The organism is Peribacillus sp., from assembly GCF_059453735.1.
Window position 1 is genome coordinate 1 of record NZ_JAZVJO010000085.1, and the last position, 8,528, is coordinate 8,528.

9 protein-coding genes are annotated in these 8,528 nt (G+C 40.3%); all 9 read left to right on the forward strand.

Annotation, left to right across the window (positions count from 1 at the left end):
• Positions 1-361: AAA-type ATPase lid domain-containing protein (locus AC52RT_RS02745; RefSeq protein WP_495539331.1), on the forward strand; the 361-nt coding region annotated here is incomplete at its 5' end.
• A 337-nt stretch (positions 362-698) separates the two neighbouring features.
• A complete protein-coding gene (locus AC52RT_RS02750; protein WP_495539332.1) occupies positions 699-1,562 on the forward strand; it encodes a branched-chain amino acid ABC transporter permease in 864 nt (287 codons plus the stop codon).
• A gap of 1 nt (position 1,563) precedes the next feature.
• The gene (locus AC52RT_RS02755) at positions 1,564-2,550 is read left to right on the forward strand and encodes a branched-chain amino acid ABC transporter permease (RefSeq protein WP_495539333.1); all 987 of its coding nucleotides are present in this window, start codon (positions 1,564-1,566) and stop codon (positions 2,548-2,550) included.
• 2 nt (positions 2,551-2,552) lie between these two features.
• The gene (locus AC52RT_RS02760; RefSeq protein WP_495539334.1) at positions 2,553-3,317 is read left to right on the forward strand and encodes an ABC transporter ATP-binding protein; all 765 of its coding nucleotides are present in this window, start codon (positions 2,553-2,555) and stop codon (positions 3,315-3,317) included.
• A complete protein-coding gene (locus tag AC52RT_RS02765) occupies positions 3,310-4,017 on the forward strand; it encodes an ABC transporter ATP-binding protein (RefSeq protein WP_495539335.1) in 708 nt (235 codons plus the stop codon). The genes AC52RT_RS02760 and AC52RT_RS02765 overlap by 8 nt, the downstream gene beginning before the upstream one ends.
• 26 nt (positions 4,018-4,043) lie before the next feature.
• Positions 4,044-5,225 (forward strand): ABC transporter substrate-binding protein, encoded by a 1,182-nt coding sequence (locus AC52RT_RS02770; RefSeq protein ID WP_495539336.1) that lies wholly within the window; start codon positions 4,044-4,046, stop codon positions 5,223-5,225.
• 169 nt (positions 5,226-5,394) lie between these two features.
• Positions 5,395-6,990 carry a long-chain-fatty-acid--CoA ligase gene (locus AC52RT_RS02775; protein WP_495539337.1) on the forward strand — a complete coding sequence of 532 codons (1,596 nt, stop codon included), beginning with the start codon at positions 5,395-5,397 and terminating at the stop codon, positions 6,988-6,990.
• Between the two features lie 55 nt (positions 6,991-7,045).
• The gene (locus AC52RT_RS02780) at positions 7,046-7,819 is read left to right on the forward strand and encodes a glucose 1-dehydrogenase (protein WP_495539339.1); all 774 of its coding nucleotides are present in this window, start codon (positions 7,046-7,048) and stop codon (positions 7,817-7,819) included.
• 40 nt (positions 7,820-7,859) lie between these two features.
• The coding region (locus AC52RT_RS02785; RefSeq protein WP_495539338.1) for an acyl-CoA dehydrogenase family protein at positions 7,860-8,528 on the forward strand (669 nt) is incomplete at its 3' end.

Sequence of the window (8,528 nt, forward strand, 5' to 3'; positions counted from 1 at the left end):
AAAAGCTAACGAGCAATATCAATTCAATAAGAAGTTAGAATTGACGTTGAAAGAGTACTTTTTCCAACACGATTGGCCGGGGAATGTTCGGGAATTGATTAATATAGTGGAAAGGCTGGTTGTATTAACAGATAAGTCGCTTCTATCCATTAATGATTTGCCCGAAGAATATCAACCAACACGTCAATTTAAGACAAGCAAAACGATGACTTTAAGAGAATGTGTGGAGAAAGCGGAAAGAGAAGTATTGGAACGAGCGGTCAAAACATATCAAACGACCTATGAAATGGCTGAAGCACTTGATTCAAGTCAGGCAACCATTGTTCGTAAACTAAAAAAATACGATTTAAAAAACATGTGAAAAAGAATAATATAGGTGAAGGGGTTTCCAATAAAATGGAACCCTTTTTTTGTGTATTTATCATCTTCATGAGCTTAATTCAAAAATGAATTCTTCATTCAAAAATAAATCATGTCTATTCCTAGTAAATACTGCTCGTTTCATTTTAATTAATTCATTTATGAATTTGATCATACTTCTTTTCCTATTCCTAGCATCGATTTGGCTTTGGCACAGGATTTGCATATTAGTAAGGTAGATTAAGGTCCTCTAAAGATGCGAGGTGAGATGGAGAAACGCTAGAAACGTCTGGGAAAATATACATACATAAAAATAGTTAATAAAAAGGAGGGAGAAAATGGAGATTTTACTCCAACAGCTGTTTAATAGTTTAACAATTGGAAGCGTTTACAGTTTGGTTGCTCTCGGATTGACGCTCGTTTACGGAATCCTGCATATCCCAAACTTTGCTCATGGAGCCCTCTATATGATGGGCGGCTATATTACGTTAACCATGATGACCGCATACGGATTCAATTATTGGATTGCAATGTTTGTTTCTATACTCGTTGTAGGCCTAATTGGCGTGTTACTAGAACGGTTCGTGTTTCGCTTATTGAGAGAAGCTCCGCCCTTGCACGATAAAATTGCTGCAATCGGAATTCTGCTTTTTCTTGAAGCATTTGCACAGTTCGTCTGGGGAGCAGATTTTCAAACGATGACTTCTCCATACGGTCAAGTTGTTACGATTATGGGCCTGACATTTACTATGCAGCGTTTATTGATCATCGTTTCTGCCATCGTAGTCATGATTCTACTCTATTTATTCCTTAAAAAAACATTTACTGGTTCAACTATTATTGCCATGTCCCAAAGTCGTGAAGGCGCTTCACTAGTAGGAATCAATATTAATAAAGTGGCGATGCTGACGTTTATGATTTCTGGAGGATTGGCTGCAATTGCTGCCTCTCTTGCTTCTCCCATCAATCTCGTTTTCCCTGGTATGGGGCACCTTGTCATATTAAAAGCGTTTGTCATTATTATTCTTGGTGGGATGGGAAGCATACCAGGTGCGATTGTCGGAGGATATATCCTTGGATTTAGTGAAAGCCTTGGTGCTACCTATATTTCCAATGATTATAAGGACATCATCGCTTTCGTTTTATTGGTAATCATTTTAACGGTAAAACCAACAGGTCTATTTGCAAAGGGGGAGAGGTAGCATGAAGGTTATGAATAACCGAACGGCCATGATTGCTCTCCTCGTATTGGCAATCTTGTTTCCGTTGATTTTCCAAAATGACTATTATACGCATATGTTAACGCTTTCGTTTATTTGGGCAATAGCTGTTTACGGGATAAATTTACTGGTCGGGTATACCGGATATCTCTCCCTTGCTCATGCTGGTTTTTTCGCGATTGGTGCATACTCACTTGGGCTATTGACGGTCAAAGCGGAAATGAATTTTTGGCCGGCCCTCGTCTTAGCGTGCATAATCACTTCGGTAATCGGATTGTTTATTGGGGTGATAGCATTACGGACGAAGGAACATTTTTTTGCCATATACACCTTATGTGTCGGGTATATCATCTATCTAGTCATTGATAAGTGGGATGGTCTAACCGGTGGAGTTAGAGGATTAATTGGTATTAATGCTCCTAGTAATATCGGTCCCATTACTTTTGAGACAGCAGTCTCACAATATTACCTTGTGCTCACCTTTTTGGTAGTGGTTATTTTAGTCATCTACCGAATCGTCCACTCACTAACAGGGCGAACCTTCTTAGCCATTCGTAATAGTGAGGAGCTCGCTCAAACAATCGGTATTTCAACCATGAAAAATAAACTAACAGCCTTTGTCCTTTCTACTTTTTTCGCAGGACTGGCAGGAGCCTTATATGCTTCATTCGTTCGCTTTATTGGTCCAGATATTGGATCTACAGCCATTATGTTCGATCTGCTGATGTACCTTCTCGTTGGTGGCATTGGCACCTTATCAGGCCCCTTAGTGGGAACCCTAATACTTGTTATTCTTTCACAAAACCTACAGTTCCTTCAAGAATACCGAATGTTGATATTCGGACCTATTCTAACGTTAATTATTATTTTTTACCCGCGAGGAATATCCGGCTCCTTCTTTGACTGGAGAAGTAAACGACGAAATCAACAAGGCAATGTTTTAAAACCAATAAAAGTGGAGGAGGGATGAAAATGTTTATTGAAACAAAGAATTTAACGAAAAAATTCGGCGGGTTAGCTGCCGTTAATAATGTTGATTTTCATATCGAAAAAGGAAAGATAAATGCCATCATCGGACCAAATGGAGCGGGAAAATCAACCTTTTTCAATTTAATCAGCGGTTTTCATCGTCCTAGTTCTGGCAGTGTTCTATTTAAAGGAACGGATATTACTAAACTTCCTGCAAATAAAATTGCTGGTTTAGGAATTTCAAGGACCTTTCAAACGACGAGTCTTTTTGAACAATCCACCGTTTTAGATAATGTGATAGTCGGTCATCGATTACGTACTAAATCGAATTTATTTGATGCCATTCTTCGCACGAAACGCTTAAAGCGTGAAGAAGAGGCTTGCCGCGATAAGGCAGTGGAGGTGCTTGAAATTGTGGGATTAACCCATGCTGCGGGGAAAATGGTAGGAAGTATTTCTCAGGAGGAAAAGAAACGGACAGCGATTGCCCTTGCCCTCGCTACCGATCCTGAAATTATCTTTCTGGATGAACCGGCTGCGGGAATTAACTCTGATGAAACACATGGATTAATTAATCTGATTAAGCAGCTTAATCAAAGGGGACTTACGATCTGTTTGATTGAACACAAAATGAGTATGATCATGAATTTAGCTGACCATATCATGGTCCTCAATTATGGGGAAAAAATTGCTGAGGGTACACCGAAGGAAATCAGCAGCAATGATGATGTCATTAAAGCTTATTTGGGAGGTAGTGCCAGTGCTTAAGCTGACTGATGTGTCGGTCAATTATGGAAGTTTTACGGCGATTAAGCATGTAAACATCGAAGTGTCTGAAGGGGAAATTGTTGTTTTACTAGGGGCAAATGGGGCAGGTAAAAGCACAACTTTCCGCGCCATCAGCGGGATCAGTAAGCTGACTAAGGGAGAGATTTTTTTTCAGGACAGTGCCATCGGCGGTCGCACGCCAGATAAAAATGTTCAGGCAGGAATTGTTCAATGTGCCGAGGGACGAAAACTATTCCCGCAGATGACTGTGCAAGAAAATTTACGAATGGGAGCCTACGTCCATCGAAGGAAAAAGGCAGAGATTAAGCATTCCTTAGAAAACGTATATGGATTATTTCCGATTTTAAAAGAAAAACATCACCATGATGCGGGGAGTTTAAGCGGAGGGCAACAGCAGATGTTGGCCATTGGAAGGGCGCTTATGTCGAAACCCACATTATTGATGCTTGATGAGCCTTCAGTGGGACTGGCACCTTTAATTGTAGAACAAATGTTTCAAGTCATCGAAGAGATTAACCGTGAGGGTATTACCGTTCTACTTGCCGAACAGAATGCTAATGCTGCTCTCAGCATTGCAGATAAAGGGTATGTTTTTGAAAATGGGGAAATCGTCGTTCAAGGGACAGCAGATGAATTATTGGCTAATGATGAAGTACGTAAAGCGTATATCGGTGCGTAAGCAGAAAAAAAGAATGGGGGATTTACATGAAAAAATGGAGATTAGTCGTTGTATTTATGCTGCTTGTCGTAACAGCCTTGGTCGGATGTAACAAAAGTGAAAGCACATCATCCGATGGAGGGGGGAAAGACAAAGGAAGTAATGTTGTGAACATTGGTTATAGTGGACCATTAAGCGGAGCTGCCGCGTTATATGGAAAAAGAACATTAAATGGTGTGGAAATGGCTGTCAACGAAATCAATGATGGCGGGGGTTTTGAAGTCGATGGAAAAAAATATACCCTTAACCTCGTTGCTTTAGATGATAAGTACCTGCCTAATGAAGCGGGTGCTAATGCGAAACGCTTAATTCAAGAACATAAGACTCCCATCATTTTTTCACCTCATAGTGGCGGCATTATGGCACTGCAGGTTTTTAATGAACAAGATAATTTTATCATAGGAGCGTATACGAGTGAGCCAGCGGTTACCGACAGCGGAAATGCCTTAACGGTTCGTTTTCCGCCTAATTATGAAGGATATATCGAACCATTTATCACGTATGAAATGGATCGTTTTGGAAAGAAAATTGCCGCACTTCCGACAGCCTCTCAATACGGTAAGGATTGGACGGAGGCCTTACTGCCAGCATGGGAAAAAGAAGGGGGAGAAGTTGTTTATAATTCTTCCATCGATTTTGCTAAAGAAACGGATTTCTTCACAATTGTGACAAATGCCTTAAAAGAGAAACCAGATGTTTTATTTATTGGCGGGGCCTCGGAACCAACAGCCAAAGTAGCGAAGCAAGCCCGCGAATTAGGGTTTAAAGGCGGTTTCATTATCATGTATCAAGCGAAACTGGATCAAATGATGCCGATTACTGGTTCTTACGAAGCGTTAGAAGGGTCAATAGGTGTTATGCCGCTAATCAATTCAGAAGAAGAAGCGATTCCTGCATTTGCTGAAAAATACAAGAAACTTTATAAAGAAGATGCAAGCTCCGAGGTCGGTTTAAACTACCTAGGGATGTATGCTTTTGTTGAATCAATGAAAGCGGCTAAAAGCGTGGATGATGTCAAGGCGATCCGGGAACATATGCAAGATGGAGTGGAAAATATAGGGGACGAACAAAGAATTTATGCGATTAATAGCATTGATGAGCAGGGCGGATTCGATATTACAATTGTCACAGCAGCCGTTGAAGGTGGAAAAATAGTCCCTATTCGCTAATTTGGATATGTTTTCCTGAATTCCGCCGGAAGTAGATTGGTTATGGGTATCCTACATGGCCTCGGTAACAATGGTTCCTGAGGTCATGTTAATCAGAGCATCGAGCCAGTGGATGACTCTCTTTCCAAAGAATAGTAGACTGCGGCCGTAAACGTATGGAGGTGTGATTGTGGATAACACAGAAAAACGACCTTGGCATCAGTGGTACAAAGATTTAGAGAATATCTCCTTTCCTGAACAATCGGTTTACAGTCTTCTGCAAACTACAGCAGAACGCTATCCTACACATACTGCAATCGTGTTTGAAAACGAAAAAATGACGTATCAAGAAGTGAAAAGTCAGGTAGATTGCTTAGCCGGAAGCTGGAGTAAGATGAATATTAAAAAAGGAGACCGGATAGGGTTGATGCTCGCAAACCATCCATCCTATATTATTTGTTATTATGCTGCACAAGCACTTGGGCTGATCGTTGTCCAAATAAATCCCATGTATACCCTTAGGGAACTCCTGCAAATTATCAAGGATTCTAAAACAGACTACTTAGTCTATGATGATCTGGCTGAAAAAATAGTCAGGGATGCCAAACAGATCTACTCCTTTAAAGAATGTATGTCTATTTCTCATCATGGTGAAACGTCCATCCCGTTTCTGATTCAATCAGGGACTCCTATACAAGCATGTGAGCTTGTCGATCCGCATGAAGATGTGGCAGTGATTCAATATACGGGAGGAACAACAGGAAAAATGAAAGGTGCCATGCTCACTCATTTTAATCTGACATCAAACGTGGTTCAAAGCTTCAATATGTATGGCGGATTTATGATACCTGGTAAAGAGACGGTCTTAGCTGCTACTCCGCTGTATCATGTCTATGCCATGACAAGTGCAATGAATTTGAGCATATATCTAGGAGCAACTATTTTACTCTTTAAAACGTTTAATCTTCCAACTATCCTTGATTCCATTCAACTTTATCGACCGACATTTTTCCCTGGCGTGCCTAAAATGTATGCCGCGTTTATAAAGTATCCAGGTATTGAAAGATACGATTTAAGTTGTTTAAAAATGTGTTCTTCAGGATCTGCCCCGCTTCCTATTGAAGTCATTAAAAAATTTGAGGCATTAACGAATGCAAAGATTGGTGAAGGATATGGTCTTTCAGAAGCTTCACCAAGTACCCATCGTAATCCGCCCATTGGAAAGCGGAAAATTGGAAGTATTGGGATACCTATGCCAGCTACTGACTGCATGATCGTCGATGAAAATCATCATCCCTTAGGTGTACAAAGTGTAGGAGAACTACTGATTTCAGGTCCTCAAATCATGAAAGGATACTGGAATAATCCAGATGAAACAAACCTTGTAATAAGAAATGGATGGCTATATACCGGAGACTTAGCCTTGATGGATCAGGACGGATATTTTTATATTGTTGGTCGTAAAAAAGAAATGATCATAATCAGCGGATTTAATATTTATCCACAGGAAATTGAAAGTGTACTTTATGAACACCCGGATATACAAGAAGCCGCAGTCGTTGGAATTCCGAATTTAGAAGCAGGAGAAGCAGCCAAAGCATTTATTGTTCCTAATGAAAATGTAGAGATTGACCTAGATGAAATTATAGGGTATTGCTATTCCAAACTGACACCTTATAAAGTTCCTAAGGAATTTGAGATTAGAACTGAATTACCAAGAAATACGGTTGGGAAATTATTAAAAAGATTGCTTGTGAAAGAGGAAATGGAGAAGAAAAAATCATAGTCTGAAAGTCCGAAATATCAACTTGACAAAGGAAAAAATGTATTGGAGGACAGCGATCATGACTCAAACCCTTTTTGACTTAAGCGGGAGAACTGCATTGATTACAGGCGGTGGCAGCGGAATTGGAAAAATAATCGCTGAAGCACTAGCAGAATATGGAGCAAATATAGCTGTTTGTTCGCGGAAAGTAGAGAACTGTCTCGAAACGGCAGAATATCTAATAAACAAATTTGACGTACAAGCTAAAGCTTATCGCTGTAACGTTACAAGTGAGGCGGACATAGGGGAAACAGTCAAATATGTTATTCGAGATTTTGGTCAGATTGATATTTTAGTCAATAATAGTGGTGCTACTTGGGGTGAATCGGTAGAAGAAATGCCGCTTGAAGCTTGGAATAAAGTAATGAATGTAAATGTCACGGGTACATTTTTAATGTCAAGAGCCGTCGGGATACATATGCTTGAACGCGGTTACGGGAAGATTATTAATATCGGCTCAGTGGCCGGCATCAAAGCAGAGCCAGGAGACGTATTAAATGCAATAGGATACAGCACAAGTAAAGCAGCTGTGCACCATTTTACGAGAGATTTGGCAAAAAAATGGGCCGAACATGGAATCTATGTGAATGCAATTGCCCCTGGCTTTTTTGAAACCAAGATGACGAAGCATGTGCTCGGAAAGCATCAAGAGAAAATCATGAACCGTAACCCACTGAAAAAGCTTGGGGATCCTAATTCACTTAAAGGAACAGCCCTTCTTCTTGCTAGTCATGCTAGCGATTATATAACAGGTCAAATTATTGTTGTTGATGGAGGAAGTACATTGTAAGAGGCTTGATCAAATTAAAAGAGAAATAGGAGTGAATGGTATGCATTTACGTTTAACGGAAGAACAAACGATGGTTCGTCAAACGATTCCGAAATTTGTTGAGAATGAATTAATCCCTCTTGAAAATGAAGTGTTAAAGAATGAGAGAGAAGGCCGGCCAAGTATTTCTGCAGGTAAATTAAAAGAGCTGCAGCTAAAAGCTAAGCAATTTGGGTTTTGGGGAATTAATACGCCGGAAGAATATGGTGGTGCAAACCTGGGTCAAATGATGTTAGCCATAGTCCTTATGGAAGTATCAAAGACTTTTGTCCCATTCACATTTGGTGGTTCTGCCGACAATATTCTCTATTACGGGAACGATGAACAAAAGAAAAAGTATTTGATTCCGACAATAAATGGAGAGAAGAAATCTTGCTTTGCGATGACGGAGCCTGCTGCCGGATCAGATACCCAAAATATTAAAATGACAGCAGTTAAAGATGGGAACGAGTGGGTGCTGAACGGAGAAAAAACCTTTATTACTGGAGGAAATGAAGCCGATTTCGTTATGGTTATCGCTATTACGGATAAAGAAGCACATGATGCGACTGGCAGGGAAGGTGTGACCTGCTTTATTGTGGACAGAGATATGGGATGGAAATCTGAATATATTCATACAATGGGAGAATGGGGTCCGGCAGGGTTAGTTTTTGATAACGTTCGCGTACCT